A 17,264-nucleotide genomic window follows, 5' to 3' on the forward strand; every position below is an offset into this window, starting at 1 on the left:
AACCTTCGAACCGTCAGGGACTGCTGAACTGCCCAGCATGCAGCATGAAAGCACTCAACCACACACCCGGGGTCCACTCCGTGTGAGGGAGTGAATCCCGGGTGCGCACGAGGGGAGGCGTGGCTCAGAAGGAGGCGATGACCGAGCCGGCGTACTCCTTCTCGATGAACTTCTTGACCTCGGGGGAGGTGAGGAGCTTCGCGAGCTTACGCACCCGCGGGTCGTCCTCGTTGCCCTCCTTGACGACGAGGAGGTTGACGTTCGGGTTGTTGTCCGGGGACTCCAGGACGAGGGCGTCCTGGGCCGGCTTGAGGTCCGCCTCCAGGGCGTAGTTGCCGTTGATCACGGCCGCGTCGACGTCCTTCAGGGCGCGGGGCGTCAGGGCCGCCTCCAGCTCCTTGAACTTGAGGTTCTTCGGGTTCTCGGTGATGTCGGCGGTGGTGGCCGAGGTGCCGACGCCGTCCTTGAGGGTGAGCAGTCCGTTGGCGGCGAGCAGCTGGAGGGCGCGCGCCTCGGTGACGGTGTCGTTGGGGACGGCGATGGTCGCGCCGTTCTTCAGGCCGCCGACCTTGTCGGTCTTCTCGGAGTACAGGCCGAGCGGTTCGAGGTGCACCGAGGCGACGGACACCAGGTGGGTGCCGTTCTTCTTGTTGAAGTCCTCGAGGTAGGGCGCGGTCTGGAAGTAGTTGGCGCCCACGGAGCCGTCCTCCGTCGCCGTGTTCGGCGTGACGTAGTCGGTGAACTCCTTGACCTCGAGGTCCAGCCCGGCCTTCTCGGCCAGGTTGTCCTTGACGTAGTTGAGGACCTGGGCGTGCGGGACGGGCGTCGCGGCGACGACCAGCGGTCCCGAGGTGTCGGACGCGGCGTCCTGGCCGGACCCGCAGGCGGTGAGCCCGAAGGTGAGGGCTCCGGCGGCGAGTGCGGCGGCGGTGATCTTGGCGGTGTTACGCACGAAAAGTGCCTTTCCTTAAGGGTGGTGCGACCCCGCGGTGGTGTGCGGGGGGTTCTTGGGGGGGTCAGGCGACCCTGTCCACGTCGGCCGTGGCCGGCTCCTTCGCCTTCAGCAGGCGCAGCCTCGGTGCGGGGCCGGAGCGGGCGCCGCGGTGGTGCAGGGAGCGGGCCGCGTGGTCGCCGGCGAACTGGATGAGCGAGATGACGACGGCGAGGACCGCCACCGTGATCCACATCAGTCCGGTCTCGAAGCGCTGGTAGCCGTAGCGGACGGCGAGGTCGCCGAGCCCGCCGCCGCCGACGGTGCCGGCCATGGCCGAGTAGCCGATGAGGGCGATGACCGTGGTCGTCGTGGAGGCGATCAGGGACGGCAGGGCCTCGGGGACGAGGACCTTGCGGACGATGGTCCAGTTGTTGCCGCCCATCGACTGGACGGCCTCGACCAGTCCGTGGTCCACCTCGCGGACGGCCGTCTCGACGAGGCGGGCGAAGAAGGGGATGCCGCCGATGGCGAGCGGCACGATGGCGGCCCCGCTGCCGATGGTGGTGCCGGTGACCCAGCGGGTGAAGCTCATCAGCGCCACCATCAGGATGATGAAGGGCAGGGAGCGGCCGACGTTCACGATCTGCCCGATGACCTTGTTCAGGACGGTGCTCTGCAGCAGGCCGCCCTTGTCGGTGAGGACGAGCAGGACGCCGATCGGCAGGCCGAGGACGACGGCGATCAGGGTGGACCAGCCGACCATGATCAGCGTCTCGGTACAGGCCTGCTCCAGCAGCGGCCGCATCTCGGACCAGGTCACTTGGCACCTTCCTTCACCAGCAGGGGCGCGTCGTCCGAGACACCCACCACGTCGATCTGCAGGCCCTGTTCCCGCAGGAACCCGATCGGTACGACGTTGTCCTCGTAGCGGCCGGGCAGTTCGATGCGCATCCGGCCGACCTGGAGGCCGCCGACGGTGTCGATCGCGGCGCCCAGGATGGAGATGTCGATGTTGTAGGTGCGGGCCAGCTGGGAGATGACCGGCTGCGTGGCCGACTCACCGTGGAAGGTGACGTCGAGCACGGTGCGGTCGTCGGCGGAGGCCTCGCCGCCCACCGGGAAGAGCGCGGAGGCCAGTTCCGAGCCCGGGGTGGCCAGCAGCTCGCTGACGGTGCCGGACTCGACGATGCGGCCCCTCTCCATCAGCGCGGCCGAGTCGCAGACGCTCTTGACGACGTCCATCTCGTGCGTGATGAGCAGGACGGTCAGGCCGAGCTGCTGGTTGAGGTCGCGCAGCAGCTTGAGGATCGAGCGGGTGGTCTCGGGGTCGAGGGCGCTGGTGGCCTCGTCGGAGAGCAGCACCTTCGGGTCGCCGGCCAGGGCGCGGGCGATGCCGACGCGCTGCTTCTGACCGCCGGAGAGCTGGGCCGGGTAGGCCTTCGCCTTGTCGGCGAGGCCGACCAGGTCGAGCAGTTCGAGCGCCTTGCGGGAACGTTCCTTCCCCGACTTTCCGAGGATCTCCAGCGGCAGCTCGACGTTGTCCTGGACGGTCCGGGAGGACAACAGGTTGAAGTGCTGGAAGACCATCCCGATGTGGCTGCGCGCCCGGCGCAGTTCCCGTCCCGCGCGCGGACCGCGCCCGGCGAGCGCCGTGAGGTCCTGGCCGGCGACGGTGACCGTGCCGGAGGTGGGGCGCTCCAGGAGGTTGACGCAGCGGATCAGTGAGGACTTGCCGGCGCCGGACTGACCGATGACGCCGTAGACCTCGCCCTCGCGGACGTGCAGGTCGACGCCGTCCAGGGCGGTGACCTCGCGGCCGCGTGAGCGGTAGACCTTGGTGAGGCCCGATGTGGTGATCACGTGGGATTCCGTCACTGTCGAGTACGCGGGCGTGGGTGTGCCCTGGTACGGGAGGGAAGAGGTGCGCGGGGCAAGGGGTCACGTACGGCCGAGGAGGTACGGACATGCCACGGCGGCTCGCTTCGGGGCGCGAGGCTCAGGGGGTGCGGGGGCCCTCTAGAAGGCGCACATTCGACGACACATACAGCCGGCGCCGGGCGTGCGGGTCGCCTCGGTCGCAGGGATGCGGCTGTTCGTCGTGGTCATGCGATCAGTAAAGCAGACGTACGGAGGCAATCAGGAACCGCTGTCCGCATTGCGGACAGCGGTGGACAGCGCTCAGTCCCGGGCCGAGATCTCCACGCCGTCGGCGGTGACCAGCACGGACAGGGCCGACAGGTCCTCGACCACCAGGTCCGCGGTCAGCTCGTGGGCGGGGTGGGTTGTGGCCAAGGCCACGGTGGCCATCCCGGCGGCGCGGCCGGCGCGCAGTCCGGCGGGGGCGTCCTCGAACACGACGCAGGCGGCCGGGTCGACACCCAGCGCGCGGGCGCCGAGCAGATAGGGCTGCGGGTCGGGCTTGCCGCGGGTGACGTCGTCGGCGGCGATCAGCGTCTTGGGCAGGATGCCGACGGCGTCGAGACGGGCCTCGGCCAGCCGGCGGGTGGCCGAGGTGACGACGGCCCAGCGGTCGGCGGGCAGGGCGGTGAGGAGGTCGTGGGTGCCGGGGAGCAGACGTACCCCGCCATGGGGCACGTCCTCCACCTCCAGCGCCTCGATCCGCGCGACGGCCTCCGGCACGGTCTCGGGCGGCAGCAGGTCGGCGGCTATCTCGGCCGCGGTGCGGCCATGCAGTTCGATCCGCGCGAAGCGCTCGGCGGTGATGCCGTACTCCCCCGCCCAGCGGGTCCAGCAGCGGCGGACGGATTCGAGGGAGGAGACGAGGGTGCCGTCGTTGTCGAACAGGAGGGCTTGTGCGCGGATCTTCATGCCCTCGACCCTACGGGGCAGCCCGGGGGCGGCCGCATCAGGCCTTTTGGCCCGTAATAGGGTCGCCCCATGCTTGATGCCCTGACGGTGGCGACCGCGGTCGCCGCGCTGCTGCTCGGCGCGTGGTGCGGCTGGGCCGCGTACCGCGACCAGCCGACGAAGGACTGGCACTTCATCGGGATGGCCGTGGTCTCGGTGCTGGCGCTGGCGCAGTTGGTGATCGGCATCGTGCAGCTGGCGCGCGGCGAGGAGCCGGCCCAGGGGACGACGATCTTCGTGGCGTATCTGCTGGGCGCCTTCGCCTGCATCCCGGCCGCCGGGTTCATGTCGCTGGCCGAGCGGTCGAAGTGGGGTTCGGTGACGGTCGCCGCGGGTGGCGTGGTGCTCGCCGTGCTGGAGGTGCGGCTCTATGACATCTGGGGAGGCTGAGGTGGCCACGAGGGCCAGGACGCGGCTGATCAGCGGACCCGGGGTGCTGCTGGTGTGGCTGTACGGCGTGATGGTCGTGGGCGCCGTGTCGCGCTCCGCGTACCAGATCGCCACGGAGTTCGACCGGGCGCCGCTCGCCTACTCGCTGTCGGCGCTGGCCGGCGTGGTGTACGGGTTCATCACCTACACGCTGGTGCGCGGCGGGGAGACGGCCCGCCGGGCGGCGCAGGTCTGCTGCGCCGCCGAGCTGGTGGGCGTGCTGGTCGTCGGCACCTGGACGCTGGTGGATCCCGGCGCCTTCCCGGACGCGACCGTGTGGTCCGACTTCGGCATGGGCTATCTGTTCATCCCGGTGCTGTTGCCGGTCTCGGCGCTGTGGTGGCTGCGGAAGGCACGGAGGGTTCAGGCCGTCGCCACGTAGGCGCCCGCCTGCTTCTCCAGGACGATCATGGGTACGCCGTCGGTGCCCTGCGACGTGCCCACCGTCTCGTAGCCGACCTTGCGGTACAGGCGGAGGTTGCCCTCGCTGCGGTGGCCGGTGTGCAGGCGGAACTTCTTGGCGCCACGCTGCTCCGCGAGGGCCGACTCGGCCGCGCCCAGCAGGCGGGCGCCGATGCCGTGCCCCTGGAGGCGGGGGTGGACGCAGAGGCGGCCGATGGCGGCGGCGCCGTCGTCGGTGACCGCGCCGCGCACCGAGCCGATCACCTCGTCGCCGAGCCGGGCCACGAAGACGCAGTCCTCGGCGACCTCCTGACGGACCGAATCAAGCGTCTGGACGAGCGGGTCGATGCGGTAGTTGCCGTAGAGCGCCGCTTCGCTCTGGAAGCACAGGTACTGCAGCTTGAAGATCTGCTCGACGTCCTGGTCGGTCGCCTCGGAGATGATCACGCTCATGCCCATGTGTGCACGCCTCCCGCTCACCTGTTGCCTATTGTCCCCCACTCCTATCCCCGTGCCCGGTGGGCCGCAACCTCCGCCGCAAGCAATCGCCGCAGACATCCCAGACATCTGGAACGTTCCGGCCCGAGACTCCCCTGTGAGATACCCAACTCCCCCGCGATCTCCCGGTATGTGAGGTCCTTGGGGGACATCAGCGCCTCCAGCAGGGCCGGGCACCTGCCGGGCAGTCTGCGCACCGCGGCGCGCAGGGCGCGGGCACGGCAGGCGTCGAGGGCGCGCCGCTCCGGGGTGGCCTCGGCCTCGTCGGCGGGCTCGGTCTCGTACGGACGTTCGCGTCGGTTCGTACGGCGGGAGCGGCGGGCCTCGGAGCGGACGGCGCGGCGCAGCCAGCGCTCGGGGTCGAGGGGCGGGCCGCCGGAGTCGAGGTGTTCCAGCAGGCGGAGCCAGACCGCCTGTTCCAGGTCGCCCGGCTCGGCGCCGGTGGCGTGCGCCTCGGCCGAGGCCTCGGCGGCGAGCAGGGGGCGCAGCGCGGTGAGCAGATCGTGCGTCATATGCGGCACGACGCGGCCGCCCGGGCGGTGGGTTGCCCGGGCGGCCGGCTGTCACCCCGAGCGGGGTGGGGCGGCTCAGCCGTTGACGAAGTCCTCGCGGGCCAGCACGCCGGTGTCGGGCTGGTCGGTGAAGATGCCGTCGATGCCGGTGGCGAAGTACGCCTTGTAGGCGCCGAAGACGTCGCCGTAGGCGTCCGCGTCGGTGCCCTCGCGGAAGTCCGCGGGCAGGAACGGGTTCTCGTTGCGCATCGTGTAGGGGTGCAGCTTGAGGCCCACCTTGTGGGCGTCGGCGACGAGGGTGGTCGGCCGGGTCAGGTTGCCCGCGGCGTCCCGCGGGATGACCAGGTCGAGGGTCGGGCCGATGCCCTGTGCGTAGGAGGCGATCTCCCGCAGGCCGGCCGGCTTGATCAGGTCGGCGACGGTGCGCGGGTCACCGGTCTCCACGAAGTCCCAGGGACGGGTGGTGGCGCCGGACAGCAGCACGACGAGCGGGTTGTCGACCAGCTTGTGCAGGCGCTGGACGCTGGTGGGCTCGAAGGACTGGAGGATGACCGGCGAGTTCCAGCGGTCCCTGCGGTACTTGCGCAGCACCTTGGCGACCCGGTCCTCCAGGGACAGGCCCAGCTTGCGGAAGTAGGTGGGGTGCTTGAGCTCGGGGTAGATCCAGACCTCCTTGCCCCGCTTGCGGGCCTGCTCGTCCTGCCAGCGGAGCACCTCCTCGAAGGTGGGGATCTCCCAGCGGCCGTCGTAGAGGGTGTTGTGCGGGCGGTTGGCCGGGATGCGCTCGGTGGCGCGCAGGGTCTTCAGCTCGGCGAGGGTGAAGTCCTCGGTGAACCAGCCGGTGGTGGAGACGCCGTCCAGCATCTTCGTGGTCCTGCGGTCGGCGAACTCACGGTGGTCGGCGACGTCCGTGGTGCCGCCGATCTCGGGCTCGTGACGGCAGACGAGGTGACCGTCCTTGGTGGGGACCAGGTCGCCGGCCTCGACGATGTCGGCGCCCATGTCCAGGGCCAGCTGGTACGAGCCGAGCGTGTGCTCGGGGCGGTAACCGCTGGCACCACGGTGGCCGACGATCGTCGGCACCGGCAGGCTCTTCATTCCTCGGCCTCCATGACGCGCATCGGCTCTCGCCGTGCCCGACAGACCGAGGACGGCTCCACCCGCGCCGAGCATTGCGGCACCGAGAAGCGCCCGCCGCCCCGTGGGTGCCTGCTCCCGCTCGTTCGACTCCTGCGTTGCCATCAGCGGCCTCCTTGCCGTGAACGTCGATGGTGCTGGCCGATCGTAGGGGTGTCGACGTGTCAGCCGGGAGGCTGTATTTCGAACGCGTGGATGACTACGGATGTCGTATGAGGACCGTATGTTCGGCCGAGGTGACGAGGCGTCGGCTTCGGCGGCGTGCGCGGGGGTAGCCGGTCGGTAGCGGCCTCCACGCGATGTCGGTCACATCGTCGCCGCCGGGTTACGCGTAGGCTGCGACACGCCACCGCAGGTGAACGCACGTCAACAGTGCGTAAGACCTCGGTGAACCCGATGTCCCCGATGTGCTTTTGCCCGGGGGCCGCGAGTATCGTCCTCACCTGCACAGACTCATACAGAAACCGTTGACCCCGGAGGGCCCGTTGTCCCGCTTCGCGCTCATCAAGGCAGTGCTCGGTCCGATCATGCGCCTGATGTTCCGCCCTCGGGTGGAGGGCGTGGAGCACATCCCGGGCGACGGCCCGGTGATCCTGGCCGGCAACCACCTCACGTTCATCGACTCGATGATCCTGCCGCTCGTCTGCGACCGTCAGGTCTTCTTCATCGGCAAGGACGAGTACGTCACCGGGAAGGGCCTCAAGGGCCGGCTGATGGCCTGGTTCTTCACCGGCGTCGGGATGATCCCGGTCGACCGCGACGGCGGCAAGGGCGGGGTCGCGGCGCTGATGACCGGGCGCCGGATCCTGGAGGAGGGCAGGGTCTTCGGCATCTACCCCGAGGGCACCCGCTCCCCCGACGGCCGTCTGTACCGGGGCCGGACCGGCATCGCGCGGCTCACGCTGATGACGGGGGCTCCGGTCGTCCCGTTCGCGATGATCGGGACGGACCGGATCCAGCCCGGCGGGTCCGGGTTCCCCCGTCCGGCGCGGGTGACGGTGCGCTTCGGTGAGGCGCTGGAGTTCTCGCGCTACGACGGGATGGACCGGGACCGGTATGTGCTGCGGGCGGTGACGGACTCCGTGATGACGGAGGTCATGCGGTTGTCGGGGCAGGAGTATGTGGACATGTACGCCACGAAGGCCAAGCAGGCGGCGTAGCTCCGCTGGTGGGGCCGGGGGGTCGTGGGGGTGCGGTTCGGTTGTTCGGGTGCGGGTGCGTGAGGGCTGGTCGCGCAGTTCCCCGCGCCCCCGGGGGTGAGGTTGTCGGCGGCGATTTGAGGCTCGGGGCGGGGCGTCCGGGGCGCCGCTGCGGGTGCGTGGGGGCTTGTCGCGCAGTTCCCCGCGCCCCTGGGGCGGGGGCGCGGGCGGCGTGCTGAGGCTCGGGTGTTTACGTGGGGTGGTGGGGGTCTTCCAGGGTTTGGTGGCGGAGGAGGAACCAGGCTGCTCCCGCTGCTGCGAGGAGGACCAGGGCGCCTATGCCCGAGGCCAGGGTCAGGCCCTCGACGAAGGACTGGCGGGCCGCTTCCAGCAGGGTGTCGGCCGTGGGGGCCGGGAGGCCCGCCGCCGCCTCGACTGCTCCGCCCAGTGACTCGTGGGCGGCCTCCGGGGTGCCCGGCGGCGCGGTGAAGCCCTTGTAGACGCCGGTCACGATCGAGCCGAGCAGGGCGATGCCGAGGGCGGCGCCGAGTTCGTACGCGGTCTCGGAGACGGCCGACGCGGCGCCCGCCTGCTCCTTGGGCACGGACGCGAGGATCACGTCGGCGGTCACCGTGAACGAGAACCCGGCGCCGACACCGACGACCAGCAGCGCCGTGCCGAGCAGCGGATAGCCGGTGTGCTGGCCGATCAGGGTCAGCGCGCCCAGCGCGAGGCCGACGGCGGCGAGTCCGCCCGCGACCACGGCCCGCACCGAGTACCGCCGTGCCGCCCGCCCGGCGACCAGACCGGCCGCCACCGCGCCGATCGCGGCGGGCAGTTCGGCGAGCCCGGCCTCGAACGGCCTCCTGCCCTGCACCAGTTGCAGGTACTGCGAGAGGAAGAAGACCAGGCCGGACATGCCGAGGATGGTCAGCAGGTCGGCGAGCACCGCGCCGCTGAAGCCGCGGTTGCGGAACAGGCGCATGTCCAGCAGCGGGGCCGGCAGGGTGAACTGGCGCCGGACGAAACCGCGGAGCGCGGCGGCGCCCAGCAGGCCCGCGGCGACGGTCTGCCAGCCGAACCCGTGCGTCGCGGCCTCCTTGACCGCGTACACCACGGCGATCATGCCGACCAGCGACAGCAGGACGCTGGGCAGGTCCCAGGGGCCCGGGCTGGAGTTCTTGGACTCGGGCAGCAGCTTGATGCCGACGAGGACGAGGACCGCCATCACGGGCAGGTTGATCAGGAAGACGGACCCCCACCAGAAGTGCTCCAGCAGGAAACCGCCGACGATCGGGCCGACCGCCGTACCCGCCGACGCGGTGGCGCCCCAGATGCCGATGGCGAGGCTGCGCTCGCGCGGGTCGTGGAAGAGGTTGCGGATGAGGGCGAGCGTGGCCGGCATCAGGGTCGCGCCCGCGACACCGAGCAGGGCCCGGGCCAGGATCAGCATCTCGGGCGTGGTCGCGTAGGCGTTGAGCACCGACACCGCGCCGAACGCCGTGGCGCCGATCAGCAGGATCCGCTTGCGGCCGATGCGGTCGCCGAGGCTGCCCATGGAGACGAGCAGACCGGCGATCACGAAGGAGTAGACGTCACCGATCCACAGCAGCTGGGTGCCGGACGGGGCGAGGTCCTCGGATATGTAGGGCGTCGCGAGGCCGAGCACGGTGGCGTCGACGGCCACCAGCAGCACGGCGAGCACGAGCACGGACAGCGCGAGCCAGCGGCCGGGGCGCCTCACCGCCCCGTCCGGGTTCGCCGGCCGCAGGGTGCTGGTCATGATTCCTCTCTCCGGGTGGCGCCGCCGAGCAGCAGCTCGACGATCATGTTCTGGAAGTCGTTCGCGGCCACCCTGCCGTCGTGGACGGACCAGGCGGCGGCGGCGATCAGGCCGTAGAGGGCCTCGGTGAGCCAGGTGGGGGTCAGGTCGATACGGAACTCGCCGGCGTCCTGGCCGCGCCGGAACAGTGCCGAGATCCGGGCGTCGAGCCGGTCCCAGCCCGCGTTCTGCTCGTCCCCTTCGAACAGCTGGTTCTCCGTGTAGAGGAAGGCGACGAGTCCGGCCGCGGGTTCGATCTCCCGCACCAGCCGGCGTACCGCCTCGCTCGCGCTGCCCTCGTCGAGCCGGGCCGCCTCCAGGGCGCTCTCGCACTCCGCGAGGCCGAGCGCCTCCAGCGCCCGGACGAGCGCGTCGCGCCCGGCGAACTGACGGTGCAGCGTGGCCCGGCTGATCCCGGCGGCCTTGGCGACCTCGTCCATGGTCGCGGTGGATTTGCGGGTCAGCAGGGCTGCGGCGGTCCGCAGGACGTGCTCTCGATCGACGGCCATGAGACAACGATAACCCATGTGAGACATTCTTGTCTCATTCTGGGCATGCGTGCCTCATAGGCAGGGTCGAGCGCAGGTGCGCCGTGCGGTCCTCAGTGCCAGGGCAGCTGCCCGCGCTGCTCCCAGTACACGCGCGGGTCCTCGGCCAGGACGGCGAGCCGGGCCAGCTGGTCCTCGTCGAGGTCCACGACGGAGGCGTGCAGGTTGGAGGCGAGCTGGCCGGTGGTCGCGGCGCCGGAGAGGACGACGCCCGCCCAGGGGCGGGCGAGGATCAGCGCGAGGGCGACGGCGTCGCAGCCGAGGCCCGTCTCCGCGGCCACGGCCTTCAACCCTCCCGGCGCGTAGGGCTCCGCGAGCCGCCCGTTGGCCATGCCCTCCTTGACGATCACCGTGAGGCCCGCCTCGTGCGCCTCGGCGAGGGCATGGGCGGCCGAGGTCTCCAGGACGTTGAACGTGGACTGGACCGTACGGAAGAGGGGCTCGCCGTCGACCGTCACCGCGAGCGCCGCCCGGATCGCCTCGGCCTGCGCGGGGCCGCTGGTGGAGAAGCCGATGGTCACGCCCTGGGCGGCGGCCTCGGCGAGCGCGGCGTGCAGTTGCTTGTCGGTGAGGGCGGGGCTGTCCGGGGTCACCGAGTGGATCTGGTAGAGGTCGAGCCGGTCGCCGAGCAGTTCGGCGCTCTCGGCGCGCTGGCGCTCGAAGGCGGCGAGGCTGTGGTCCTTGACCTCGTGCCGCTCGGCGTCGGTGGACCAGCCCGCGGTGTAGGTGTAGCCCCATTTGCTGCCGACCACGACGTCGTCGGCCTCGGGGTGGGCGTTCAGCCAGCCGGCGAGGAACTCCTCGGAGCGGCCGTAGGAGCGGGCGGCGTCGAAGTAGCGCACGCCCTGGGCGTAGGCGGCGTCGAGGAGCTCGTGGGTGCGGGCGCGCAGTGCCTCGACACCGCGGTCCTCGCCGAGGTCCCGCTCCCGGCCGAGGTTGATGTAGCCGGGGCGGCCGACGGCGGCGAGACCCAGTCCGATGTGGCAGGTGGGGGTCGTCGCTGCGGCCAGGCGGGCGAAGGGCATCGCGGGCTCCGTTCGGTCGGCTCCGGTACGGCCTGCGACCAACGTAACCCGCGACGACCTTCGCCCCCGAGAGGCCGGGGCGTCGCCCTACCGCTTGTTCCTGGCCGCCGCCCACGCGTGCTGGCCCGCCACGTCCGCCTTCACCTCGGCCAGCTGGATCGCGACCGCGCCGGGAGCCGTACCGCCGCGGCCGTCGCGGGAGGCGAGGGCGCCGGGGACGTCGAGGACCGTGCGGACCTCGGGCGTGAGGTGGGCGGAGATCTTCGCGAACTGCTCGTCGGTCAGCTCGTCCAGCTCCTTGCCCTCGGCCTCGGCCGCCTTCACGCACTCGCCGGCCACCTCGTGGGCGACCCGGAAGGGCACACCCTGCTTGACCAGCCACTCCGCGATGTCCGTGGCCAGCGAGAAGCCGGCCGGCGCCAGCTCCTCCATGCGCTCGCGGTGCACGGTGAGGGTGGCCATCATGCCGGTGAAGGCGGGCAGCAGGACCTCCAGCTGGTCGATGGAGTCGAAGACCGGCTCCTTGTCCTCCTGGAGGTCGCGGTTGTACGCGAGCGGCAGCGCCTTGAGGGTGGCCATCAGGCCGGTCAGGTTGCCGATCAGACGCCCGGACTTGCCGCGTGCCAGCTCCGCGATGTCCGGGTTCTTCTTCTGCGGCATGATCGACGAACCGGTGGAGAAGGCGTCGTGCAGCGTCACGAAGGAGAACTCCTTCGTGTTCCAGATGATGACCTCCTCGGCGATCCGGGAGAGGTTCACCCCGATCATCGCCGTGATGAACGCGAACTCGGCCGCGAAGTCGCGGGAGGCCGTGCCGTCGATGGAGTTGGCGGCGCTGCCGTGCTCGAAGCCGAGGTCCTTCGCGACCGCCTCGGGGTCCAGGCCGAGGCTGCTGCCCGCGAGGGCGCCCGAGCCGTACGGCGACACGGCCGTCCGCTCGTCCCACTGGCGCAGGCGCTCGGCGTCCCGGGACAGGGACTGCGCGTGCGCGAGGACGTGGTGGGCGAAGAGCACCGGCTGGGCGTGCTGGAGGTGGGTGCGGCCGGGCATGGCGACGTCCGGGTGGGCCTCGGCGAGGCCGGTCAGGGCGTCCTGGAGGTCGGCGATCAGGCCGCCGATCGTGCGTGCGTGGTCGCGCAGGTACATCCGGAAGAGCGTCGCCACCTGGTCGTTCCGTGACCGGCCGGCACGCAGCTTGCCACCGAGGTCGGGGCCGAGGCGCTCCAGCAGGCCCCGCTCCAGGGCGGTGTGGACGTCCTCGTCGGCGACGGTGCCGACGAAGTCGCCCGCGGCCACGTCCGCCTCGAGCCGGTCGAGTCCGTCGAGCATCCGGCCCAGCTCGTCGGCGGTGAGCAGGCCCGCCTTGTGGAGCACTCGCGCGTGCGCGCGCGATCCGGCGATGTCGTAGGGCGCGAGCCGCCAGTCGAAGTGGACGGACGCGGACAGCTTCGCCAGGGCCTCGGCGGGACCGTCGGCGAAACGGCCGCCCCAGAGCCGTACGTCACCGCTGTTGCTGCTCACTTGCGTTGCTCCTCGGAGGTTTCTGTGTGGCACGGGCGTCGCTGTGCCGCCGCCTCCCCACCCTTGCAGGTGGGGAGGCGGCTGTCAGGCTGATGCGTGCGAGGTGACCCGAAGGCCTGATGCGCTCAGGTGAGGTCGCGCTTGGCGGCGATCTTCGACGACAGGCTGTAGATGTCGATGAAGCCCTTGGCCGCGGACTGGTCGAAGGTGTCGCCCGTGTCGTAGGTGGCGAGGTTGAAGTCGTACAGCGAGGCCTCGGAGCGCCGGCCGGTGACGACCGCGCGGCCGCCGTGCAGGGTCATCCGGACGTCGCCGGTGACGTGCTGGTTGGCCTCGTCGATGAAGCCGTCCAGGGCGCGCTTGAGCGGCGAGAACCACAGGCCGTCGTAGACCAGCTCGCCCCAGCGCTGCTCGACCTGCCGCTTGTAGCGGGCCAGCTCGCGCTCGACGGTGACGTTCTCCAGCTCCTGGTGCGCGGTGATCAGCGCGATCGCGCCGGGGGCCTCGTACACCTCGCGCGACTTGATGCCGACCAGGCGGTCCTCGACCATGTCGATCCGGCCGATGCCCTGGGCGCCGGCGCGCTCGTTGAGCTGCTGGATGGCCTGGAGGACGGTGACCGGCTTGCCGTCGACGGCGACCGGGACGCCCTCCTTGAAGGTGACGACCACCTCGTCGGCGTCACGCGGGGTCGCCGGGTTCTGGGTGTACTCGTAGATGTCCTCGATCGGGGCGTTCCAGATGTCCTCCAGGAAGCCCGTCTCGACGGCGCGGCCGAAGACGTTCTGGTCGATCGAGTACGGCGACTTCTTGGTGGTCGCGATCGGGAGGTTCTTCTCCTCGCAGAACGCGATGGCCTTGTCGCGGGTCATCGCGTAGTCCCGGACCGGGGCGATGCACTTCAGGTCGGGGGCGAGGGCGACGATGCCGGCCTCGAAGCGGACCTGGTCGTTGCCCTTGCCGGTGCAGCCGTGGGCGACCGTGGTGGCGCCGTGCTTCTGGGCGGCGGCGACGAGGTGCTTGACGATCGTGGGCCGGGAGAGGGCGGATACCAGCGGGTAGCGGTCCATGTAGAGGGCGTTGGCCTTGATCGCCGGGAGGCAGTACTCCTCGGCGAACTCGTCCTTGGCGTCCGCGACCTCGGCCTCGACGGCACCGCACGCCAGGGCGCGCTTGCGGATGACGTCCAGGTCCTCGCCGCCCTGGCCGACGTCCACGGCAACGGCGATGACCTCGGCGCCGGTCTCCTCGGCGATCCAGCCGATGGCGACGGAGGTGTCCAGACCGCCTGAGTAGGCGAGTACGACGCGCTCGGTCACGGGTTTCTCCTCACACTGCATTCGCTGACATGCATGAGTATGCAGCAGTCTGCATGTTTCGTCAATCTCCGGCATCGGGGACGGGTGGGCCCGCCCCGGCTGAACGGGAGGCGTCGCCCCCTCGTACTCCTCACCGCGTCCGGACCGCCACCAGGTGGCGGGACGGCGTGGTGGCCGCCCCGTGGGAGCGCCGGCCGGGGCGGCCACGGAGCGAGTTCCGGAAACCGTTAGGCAGGCGAACGAACATTGCCGATAATCACCTCATGGGAAAGAGCTACGAGCGCATCGACGGCAGGCTCCGTACGTTCATCGAGGAGCAGCCCCTCTTCTTCACCGCGACCGCCCCGCTCTCCGGCGAGGGCACGGTCAACCTCTCCCCCAAGGGACTCAAGGGCTCCTTCGTGGTGCTCGACGAACTCACCGTCGCCTACCTCGACTTCGCGGGCTCCAACGCGGAGACGGTCGCGCATCTGCGGGAGAACGGGCGGATCACCCTCATGTGGTGCGCCTTCCAGGGCCCGCCGAACATCGTCCGGGTGCACGGGCGCGGCGAGCCCGTCTTCCGTGACGACGACCGCTTCGGGGAACTGCTCGCCCACTTCCCGGACATCGACCCGGGCGCGCACGGGCTGCGCGCGATCGTCGTCGTGACGGCGGAACTGGTCCGCGACAGCTGCGGCTTCGCGGTGCCGCTGATGACGTACGACGGCGATCGCGAGCTGCACGGCCGGCGCTTCGCGCGCGAGGACACCGCCTCGCTGAGCGCCTACTTTGCGGGCAAGGATTACATCGCCACGAGCATCGACGGCCTGCCGGGGGTGCCCCTGCCGCTGGCTCCCGTGACGCACGAGGACCGTCCCGTCTGAGGGTGCGCGGCCCGAACGGACCATCCGAACTGCCGGGTTCCAAGGCCGCCGTTAGCGTCGAGGGCATGCGTCCCGCCCTCGCCCCCACCGTCTCCGTCACCGTCTCCGTCCTCGTCTGCGCCTCCCTCCTCGGCGCCGCCCGCGCGCCGCAGGGCACGCTGCCCGACCGGATGGCCGACACCGGTCCCGGCACTCAGCTGATCACCGCGGTCGCGCCGGGCGCGTCCTCCACGACGGGCACGGTGACGTGGTGGGACCGGCGGGACGGGCACTGGGTGAGCGCCGGTTCGGCGCCGGCCCGCTTCGGGGCGAACGGGCTGGTCGAGGGGGCGGCGCGCAAGCAGGGGACGAACACCACGCCCACGGGGCTGTTCACCCTGCCGTACGCCTTCGGCATCGCGGCGGCGCCCGCCGGCACGACGTACACGTACCGGCCCGTGCGGCGGGACTCATGGTGGTGCCAGGACAACGACTCCACCTCCTACAACCGCTGGACCGAGCCCCGCCCCGCCGACTGCCGGGCGCAGGAGGCCGAGCACCTGGTGGCCTACGGACCGCTGTACGCACACGCGCTGGTCGTCGGCTTCAACTACCCCAAGCCGGTGCGCGGGCGCGGCGCCGGCATCTTTTTGCACGTCAGGGGCGCGGGGCCGACGGCGGGTTGTGTGGCGGTGCCCGAGGACGCCATGCGCCGGATCCTGCTGTGGGCGAAGGCCCGCGGCAGGCCGCACATCGCGGTGGGCACGGAGAGCGGACCCACCGCGATCACCCGGTACTGACTGAACACACGGCCGCCACCGCACGTATCTCTGGGCCAAGGGACCACGACGAACCGTTGCCCCCGTCCCCGGAGGAACCGTGACCACCACGCTGTCAGGCGGCCGTGCCGCCCGGCGTCAGACCATGCGCCGCATCCGCCCGCGCCGCTCCCCCGCCGTCCCGCTGCTGCTCGCCGTGGGGGTCGGTGCCGCCGCGGTGCTGTGGCTGTGGTGGCGGAACACCCCGGCCGTCGCCGACACCACGGGGCGGATCCTCAACGCCGGCCGGATCACCGGGCTGCTCGCCGGGTATCTGATGGCGCTGGTGGTGCTCCAGATGGCGCGGGTTCCCGCGCTGGAGCGGCGGGTGGGCTCCGACCGGGTGGCGCGCTGGCACGCGATGACCGGCCGGTACACCCTGAGCCTGGTCATCGCCCATGTGTTCCTCATCATGTGGGGGTACGCCCTCCAGGCCGGCAAGACCCTCGGTGACGTCGTCCAGCAGACCGTCGACTCCGTCAACCAGCTGCCGGACATGGGCAAGGCCGCCATCGGCACCGGACTGCTGCTGCTCATCGGCCTCGTCTCGATCGGCCCGGTCCGCCGCCTCATGCCGTACGACACCTGGTACCACGTCCATCTGATGACGTACGCCGCGGTGTACCTGACGTTCTGGCACCAGATCAGCACCGGCAACGACTTCGCCGTCGAACCCCTCGCGAAGACCTTCTGGTACGGGCTGTACGGCGCGGTCACCGCGTTGGTGGTGTGGTTCCGGGTCATCACCCCGGTCCGGCTGAACATGCGGCACCGGATGCGTGTCGAGGCGGTCGTCGAGGAGACGCCCGGCATCGTGTCGGTGCTGATCAGCGGGCGGAAACTGCACCGGATGGGGGCGGAGGCGGGGCAGTTCTTCCGGTGGCGGTTCCGGGCGCCGGGCATGCGGTTCAGCTCCCATCCGTACTCGCTGTCGGCGGCGCCCCGCCCCGACATGCTGCGGATCACCGTGAAGGCGATCGGGGACCACAGCGCGCGGCTGCGCGAACTGGAGCCCGGCACCCGGGTGTGGGCCGAGGGACCCTACGGCGCGCTGACCGCGCAGCGCCGCAGCCGCGGCAAGGTGCTGCTGGTCGCGGGCGGCGTCGGGATCACGCCGATGCGGGCGCTGTTCGAGACGCTGCCGGGCGCCGCCGGTGACATCACGCTGCTGTACCGGGCCAACAGCACCCAGGACCTGGCCCTGTGGGACGAGCTGGCGAAGATCGCCAACGAGCGGGGCGCCCGTCTCATGTACGCGGTCAACAGCCCGGACGGCGAGCGGCCGGACATCTCGGCGGAGTCGCTCGAGCGGAAGATCCCGGACATCGAGCGCCACGACGTCTTCCTGTGCGGGCCCCCCGGCTTCGCGCAGACCGTGTACGAGGCACTGCGCGGCGCGGGGGTCCCCGCCCGCCGTATCCATCACGAGTCGTTCGAGATGTGAGCG

18 protein-coding genes are annotated in these 17,264 nt (G+C 71.1%); 6 read left to right on the forward strand and 12 right to left on the reverse strand.

What is annotated here, in order from left to right; translation table 11 throughout:
- Nucleotides 1–124 precede the first annotated feature (124 nt).
- From ACIP2X_RS27875 to ACIP2X_RS27890, 4 genes are all read right to left on the reverse strand, one after another.
- Nucleotides 125–952, reverse strand: a complete 828-nt coding sequence (locus tag ACIP2X_RS27875; RefSeq protein WP_401677590.1) for a MetQ/NlpA family ABC transporter substrate-binding protein — start codon at nt 950–952, stop codon at nt 125–127.
- 64 nt (nt 953–1,016) lie between these two features.
- Complete coding sequence (locus ACIP2X_RS27880) at nt 1,017–1,754, reverse strand: methionine ABC transporter permease (protein WP_401677593.1); 738 nt, start codon at nt 1,752–1,754, stop codon at nt 1,017–1,019.
- Complete coding sequence (locus ACIP2X_RS27885; RefSeq protein WP_401677597.1) at nt 1,751–2,794, reverse strand: methionine ABC transporter ATP-binding protein; 1,044 nt, start codon at nt 2,792–2,794, stop codon at nt 1,751–1,753. The genes ACIP2X_RS27880 and ACIP2X_RS27885 overlap by 4 nt, the downstream gene beginning before the upstream one ends.
- A gap of 318 nt (nt 2,795–3,112) precedes the next feature.
- On the reverse strand, nt 3,113–3,763 hold the full coding sequence (locus ACIP2X_RS27890; RefSeq protein ID WP_401677600.1) for an HAD family hydrolase: 651 nt from the start codon (nt 3,761–3,763) through the stop codon (nt 3,113–3,115).
- A gap of 69 nt (nt 3,764–3,832) precedes the next feature.
- Here ACIP2X_RS27890 and ACIP2X_RS27895 point away from each other — a divergent pair, with 69 nt between their 5' ends.
- Nucleotides 3,833–4,192: a hypothetical protein gene (locus ACIP2X_RS27895; RefSeq protein WP_401677603.1), complete on the forward strand. Its 360-nt coding sequence runs from the start codon at nt 3,833–3,835 to the stop codon at nt 4,190–4,192.
- On the forward strand, nt 4,173–4,613 hold the full coding sequence (locus tag ACIP2X_RS27900; protein ID WP_401677606.1) for a hypothetical protein: 441 nt from the start codon (nt 4,173–4,175) through the stop codon (nt 4,611–4,613). Before ACIP2X_RS27895 ends, ACIP2X_RS27900 begins: the two co-directional genes overlap by 20 nt.
- On the opposite strand, the gene ACIP2X_RS27905 is transcribed toward ACIP2X_RS27900, so the two are convergent.
- The 3 genes from ACIP2X_RS27905 to ACIP2X_RS27915 form a co-directional block, all read right to left on the reverse strand.
- Complete coding sequence (locus tag ACIP2X_RS27905) at nt 4,595–5,092, reverse strand: GNAT family N-acetyltransferase (protein WP_401677610.1); 498 nt, start codon at nt 5,090–5,092, stop codon at nt 4,595–4,597. The genes ACIP2X_RS27900 and ACIP2X_RS27905 overlap by 19 nt on opposite strands.
- Nucleotides 5,093–5,136: 44 nt before the next feature.
- Nucleotides 5,137–5,643 carry an RNA polymerase sigma factor gene (locus ACIP2X_RS27910; protein ID WP_401677613.1) on the reverse strand — a complete coding sequence of 169 codons (507 nt, stop codon included), beginning with the start codon at nt 5,641–5,643 and terminating at the stop codon, nt 5,137–5,139.
- Nucleotides 5,644–5,718: 75 nt separating this feature from the next.
- Entirely contained in the window at nt 5,719–6,885 is a 1,167-nt protein-coding gene (locus ACIP2X_RS27915) for a glycerophosphodiester phosphodiesterase (RefSeq protein WP_401677616.1), read from the reverse strand.
- A 380-nt stretch (nt 6,886–7,265) separates the two neighbouring features.
- Between ACIP2X_RS27915 and ACIP2X_RS27920 the strand changes: the two genes are divergently transcribed.
- Complete coding sequence (locus tag ACIP2X_RS27920; protein WP_401677619.1) at nt 7,266–7,940, forward strand: lysophospholipid acyltransferase family protein; 675 nt, start codon at nt 7,266–7,268, stop codon at nt 7,938–7,940.
- Between the two features lie 229 nt (nt 7,941–8,169).
- On the opposite strand, the gene ACIP2X_RS27925 is transcribed toward ACIP2X_RS27920, so the two are convergent.
- The 5 genes from ACIP2X_RS27925 to ACIP2X_RS27945 all read right to left on the reverse strand — a co-directional run bounded on the left by ACIP2X_RS27925 (nt 8,170) and on the right by ACIP2X_RS27945 (nt 14,154).
- On the reverse strand, nt 8,170–9,702 hold the full coding sequence (locus ACIP2X_RS27925) for an MFS transporter (RefSeq protein WP_401677622.1): 1,533 nt from the start codon (nt 9,700–9,702) through the stop codon (nt 8,170–8,172).
- Nucleotides 9,699–10,250, reverse strand: a complete 552-nt coding sequence (locus tag ACIP2X_RS27930; RefSeq protein ID WP_401677625.1) for a TetR/AcrR family transcriptional regulator — start codon at nt 10,248–10,250, stop codon at nt 9,699–9,701. Before ACIP2X_RS27930 ends, ACIP2X_RS27925 begins: the two co-directional genes overlap by 4 nt.
- Nucleotides 10,251–10,342: 92 nt before the next feature.
- The gene (locus ACIP2X_RS27935; RefSeq protein ID WP_401677628.1) at nt 10,343–11,314 is read right to left on the reverse strand and encodes an aldo/keto reductase; all 972 of its coding nucleotides are present in this window, start codon (nt 11,312–11,314) and stop codon (nt 10,343–10,345) included.
- 87 nt (nt 11,315–11,401) lie between these two features.
- Nucleotides 11,402–12,835, reverse strand: a complete 1,434-nt coding sequence (gene argH / locus ACIP2X_RS27940; RefSeq protein ID WP_401677631.1) for an argininosuccinate lyase — start codon at nt 12,833–12,835, stop codon at nt 11,402–11,404.
- A 125-nt stretch (nt 12,836–12,960) separates the two neighbouring features.
- The gene (locus ACIP2X_RS27945) at nt 12,961–14,154 is read right to left on the reverse strand and encodes an argininosuccinate synthase (protein ID WP_401677634.1); all 1,194 of its coding nucleotides are present in this window, start codon (nt 14,152–14,154) and stop codon (nt 12,961–12,963) included.
- A 263-nt stretch (nt 14,155–14,417) separates the two neighbouring features.
- Here ACIP2X_RS27945 and ACIP2X_RS27950 point away from each other — a divergent pair, with 263 nt between their 5' ends.
- The 3 genes from ACIP2X_RS27950 (at nt 14,418) to ACIP2X_RS27960 (ending at nt 17,261) form a co-directional block, all read left to right on the forward strand.
- Nucleotides 14,418–15,020, forward strand: a complete 603-nt coding sequence (locus ACIP2X_RS27950; RefSeq protein WP_401677637.1) for a pyridoxamine 5'-phosphate oxidase family protein — start codon at nt 14,418–14,420, stop codon at nt 15,018–15,020.
- A gap of 65 nt (nt 15,021–15,085) precedes the next feature.
- Complete coding sequence (locus tag ACIP2X_RS27955; protein ID WP_401677640.1) at nt 15,086–15,799, forward strand: L,D-transpeptidase; 714 nt, start codon at nt 15,086–15,088, stop codon at nt 15,797–15,799.
- A gap of 79 nt (nt 15,800–15,878) precedes the next feature.
- A complete protein-coding gene (locus ACIP2X_RS27960) occupies nt 15,879–17,261 on the forward strand; it encodes a ferric reductase-like transmembrane domain-containing protein (protein WP_401677643.1) in 1,383 nt (460 codons plus the stop codon).
- The last annotated feature ends 3 nt before the right edge of the window (nt 17,262–17,264 follow it).

It is taken from the genome of Streptomyces sp. NPDC089424 (assembly GCF_044749345.1).
In the GTDB taxonomy this organism is placed as follows: domain Bacteria; phylum Actinomycetota; class Actinomycetes; order Streptomycetales; family Streptomycetaceae; genus Streptomyces.

What these genes read in the sequence shown, in the direction of transcription:
- ACIP2X_RS27890 (WP_401677600.1), bottom strand. Translation starts at nt 3,763, where the DNA reads ATGAAGATCCGCGCACAAGCCCTCCTGTTCGACAACGACGGCACCCTC.
- ACIP2X_RS27895 (WP_401677603.1), top strand. Translation starts at nt 3,833, where the DNA reads ATGCTTGATGCCCTGACGGTGGCGACCGCGGTCGCCGCGCTGCTGCTC.
- ACIP2X_RS27900 (WP_401677606.1), top strand. Translation starts at nt 4,173, where the DNA reads ATGACATCTGGGGAGGCTGAGGTGGCCACGAGGGCCAGGACGCGGCTG.
- ACIP2X_RS27905 (WP_401677610.1), bottom strand. Translation starts at nt 5,092, where the DNA reads ATGGGCATGAGCGTGATCATCTCCGAGGCGACCGACCAGGACGTCGAG.
- ACIP2X_RS27910 (WP_401677613.1), bottom strand. Translation starts at nt 5,643, where the DNA reads ATGACGCACGATCTGCTCACCGCGCTGCGCCCCCTGCTCGCCGCCGAG.
- ACIP2X_RS27915 (WP_401677616.1), bottom strand. Translation starts at nt 6,885, where the DNA reads ATGGCAACGCAGGAGTCGAACGAGCGGGAGCAGGCACCCACGGGGCGG.
- ACIP2X_RS27925 (WP_401677622.1), bottom strand. Translation starts at nt 9,702, where the DNA reads ATGACCAGCACCCTGCGGCCGGCGAACCCGGACGGGGCGGTGAGGCGC.
- ACIP2X_RS27930 (WP_401677625.1), bottom strand. Translation starts at nt 10,250, where the DNA reads ATGGCCGTCGATCGAGAGCACGTCCTGCGGACCGCCGCAGCCCTGCTG.
- ACIP2X_RS27935 (WP_401677628.1), bottom strand. Translation starts at nt 11,314, where the DNA reads ATGCCCTTCGCCCGCCTGGCCGCAGCGACGACCCCCACCTGCCACATC.
- ACIP2X_RS27950 (WP_401677637.1), top strand. Translation starts at nt 14,418, where the DNA reads ATGGGAAAGAGCTACGAGCGCATCGACGGCAGGCTCCGTACGTTCATC.
- ACIP2X_RS27955 (WP_401677640.1), top strand. Translation starts at nt 15,086, where the DNA reads ATGCGTCCCGCCCTCGCCCCCACCGTCTCCGTCACCGTCTCCGTCCTC.